This window comes from Microtetraspora sp. AC03309, from assembly GCF_020826795.1.
In the GTDB taxonomy this organism is placed as follows: domain Bacteria; phylum Actinomycetota; class Actinomycetes; order Streptosporangiales; family Streptosporangiaceae; genus Microtetraspora; species Microtetraspora glauca.
The window spans coordinates 1-3,398 of sequence record NZ_JADDIL010000168.1 but is presented as its reverse complement, the minus strand read 5'-3'; the positions used below and the strand labels follow the sequence as shown (position 1 = coordinate 3,398).

General features: G+C 56.8%; 2 rRNA genes. Both read left to right on the top strand.

The window, feature by feature from the left end:
• Positions 1-60: 60 nt before the first annotated feature.
• Positions 61-3,166 (top strand): 23S ribosomal RNA (locus IMZ11_RS41915).
• Positions 3,167-3,258: 92 nt separating this feature from the next.
• A 5S ribosomal RNA gene (gene rrf, locus IMZ11_RS41910) occupies positions 3,259-3,375 on the top strand.
• Positions 3,376-3,398 lie beyond the last annotated feature (23 nt).

Here is a 3,398-nt window from a genome sequence, read left to right as displayed (position 1 = left end):
GGTTGGGCTGGTTGGCTGTTTGTTGTTTGTGAATTGCATAGTGGACGCGAGCATCTTTGTGGCCAAGTTTCTTAGGGCACACGGTGGATGCCTTGGCATCAGGAGCCGATGAAGGACGTGGGAGGCTGCGTTAAGCCTCGGGGAGTCGCCAACCAGACGTTGATCCGGGGATGTCCGAATGGGGAAACCTAGCACCAGTCATGTGGTGTTGCCTCCGCCTGAATGTATAGGGCGGTTGGTGGTAACGCGGGGAAGTGAAACATCTCAGTACCCGTAGGAAGAGAAAACAAGAGTGATTCCGTGAGTAGTGGTGAGCGAAAGCGGATGAGGCTAAACCGTGCATGTGTGATAGCCGGCAGGCGTTGCGTGTGCGGGGTTGTGGGACCTTCTGGCGGTTTCTGCCGAGACCGCGGACAGTGATAAATCAGTGTGGTAGTCGAAGCCTCTGGGAAGGGGCGCCGTAGACCGTGAGAGCCGGGTAGGCGAAATCATGCTGACTGTTTGAGGGGATCCCAAGTAGCACGGGGCTCGAGAAATCCTGTGTGAATCTGCCAGGACCACCTGGTAAGCCTAAATACTCCCTGATGACCGATAGTGAACGAGTACCGTGAGGGAAAGGTGAAAAGCGCCCCGGTGAGGGGTCGTGAAATAGTACCTGAAACCGTGTGCTTACAAGCCGTAGGAGCGTAGGCGGAACTTGTTTCGTCTGTGATGTGACTGCGTGCCTTTTGAAGAATGAGCCTGCGAGTTATGGTGTGTGGCGAGGTTAACCTGTGTGGGGGAGCCGTAGCGAAAGCGAGTCTGAATAGGGCGTTGAGTCGCATGCTGTAGACCCGAAGCGGGGTGATCTACGCATGGGCAGGTTGAAGCGTGGGTAAGACTGCGTGGAGGACCGAACCCACCAGGGTTGAAAACCTGGGGGATGATCTGTGTGTAGGGGTGAAAGGCCAATCAAACTCCGTGATAGCTGGTTCTCCCCGAAATGCATTTAGGTGCAGCGTTGCGTGTTTCTTGCCGGAGGTAGAGCACTGGATGGCCGATGGGCCCGACAAGGTTACTGACGTCAGCCAAACTCCGAATGCCGGTAAGTGAGAGCGTGGCAGTGAGACTGCGGGGGATAAGCTCCGTAGTCGAGAGGGAAACAGCCCAGATCACCGACTAAGGCCCCTAAGCGTGTGCTAAGTGGGAAAGGATGTGGAGTTGCCGTGACAACCAGGAGGTTGGCTTAGAAGCAGCCACCCTTGAAAGAGTGCGTAATAGCTCACTGGTCAAGTGATTCCGCGCCGATAATGTAGCGGGGCTCAAGTACACCGCCGAAGTCGTGGCATTCACGCAACTTTGTTGTGTGGGTGGGTAGGGGAGCGTCGTGCGATCCGGTGAAGCGGCGGAGTGATCCAGCCGTGGAGGTTGCACGAGTGAGAATGCAGGCATGAGTAGCGAATCAGAAGTGGGAAACTTCTGCGCCGGATGACTAAGGGTTCCTGGGCTAGGCTAATCCGCCCAGGGTAAGTCGGGGCCTAAGGCGAGGCCGACAGGCGTAGTCGATGGATAACGGGTTGATATTCCCGTACCCGCTGCGATGCGCCCATATCGAATCCAGTGATACTAAGGGTCCTTAACCCCTGCTGTCCTTCGGGATGGTGGTGAGGGTGAACGCCTGGCCTGATCTGGTAGTAGGTAAGCGATGGGGTGACGCAGGAAGGTAGCCCATCCCGGGCGATGGTTGTTCCCGGGGTAAGCATGTAGGGCGGCAGATAGGTAAATCCGTCTGCCTTGTGCCTGAGGTGTGATGCCGAGCCGATTGTGGCGAAGTGGGTGATCCTATGCTGCCGAGAAAAGCCTCTAGTGAGTGTCGTGGCGGCCCGTACCCTAAACCGACTCAGGTAGTCAGGTAGAGAATACTAAGGCGTTCGGGTGAACTGTGGTTAAGGAACTCGGCAAATTGCCCCCGTAACTTCGGGAGAAGGGGGACCTCTGCTGGTGATCAGGCTAGCTCTGTGAGCTGGTGGGGGTCGCAGTGGCCAGGGGGAAGCGACTGTTTACTAAAAACACAGGTCCGTGCTAAGTCGTAAGACGATGTATACGGACTGACGCCTGCCCGGTGCCGGAACGTTAAGGGGACCGGTTAGCTTCTTCGGGAGCGAAGCTGAGAACTTAAGCGCCGGTAAACGGCGGTGGTAACTATAACCATCCTAAGGTAGCGAAATTCCTTGTCGGGTAAGTTCCGACCTGCACGAATGGCGTAACGACTTCCCCGCTGTCTCAACCACAGACCCGGTGAAATTGCACTACGAGTAAAGATGCTCGTTACGCGCAGCAGGACGGAAAGACCCCGGGACCTTCACTACAGCTTGACATTGGCGTTTGGAGCGTCTTGTGTAGGATAGGTGGGAGACTGGGAAGCCTCGACGCTAGTTGGGGTGGAGTCATTGGTGAAATACCACTCTGGTCGTTTTGAACGTCTAACCCGCGCCCGTGTATCCGGGTGGGGGACAGTGTCTGGTGGGTAGTTTAACTGGGGCGGTTGCCTCCTAAAGGGTAACGGAGGCGCCCAAAGGTTCCCTCAGCCTGGTTGGTAATCAGGTGTCGAGTGTAAGTGCACAAGGGAGCTTGACTGTGAGACTGACGGGTCGAGCAGGAGCGAAAGCTGGGACTAGTGATCCGGCATCGGCTTGTGGAAGCGGTGTCGCTCAACGGCTAAAAGGTACCCCGGGGATAACAGGCTGATCTTCCCCAAGAGTCCATATCGACGGGATGGTTTGGCACCTCGATGTCGGCTCGTCGCATCCTGGGGCTGGAGTAGGTCCCAAGGGTTGGGCTGTTCGCCCATTAAAGCGGTACGCGAGCTGGGTTTAGAACGTCGCGAGACAGTTCGGTCCCTATCCGCTGCGCGCGCAGGAGACTTGAGAGAGGCTGTCCCTAGTACGAGAGGACCGGGACGGACGAACCTCTGGTGTGCCAGTTGTTCCGCCAGGAGCACGGCTGGTTGGCTACGTTCGGAAGGGATAACCGCTGAAAGCATCTAAGCGGGAAGCTCGTCTCGAGATGAGGTCTCCCTCCCTTTGTGGGGTAAGGCTCCCGGTAGACGACCGGGTTGATAGGCTGGAAGTGGAAGCGCGGTAACGTGTGGAGCTGACCGGTACTAATAGGCCGAGGACTTGTCCATAGATGTTCGCGTCGACTATGCGATTCAGAGACTGCAAACGGTCCTGCCTGCGCTTGTGTGTGTGGGTGGTCTGGTTGTGTGTTTCATAGGGTTACGGCGGTTATAGCGGTAGGGAAACACCCGGTTACATTCCGAACCCGGAAGTTAAGCCTTCCAGCGCCGATGGTACTGCACTGGGGACGGTGTGGGAGAGTAGGACGCCGCCGGACAATTTTTGTGGGAGAGGGTCACC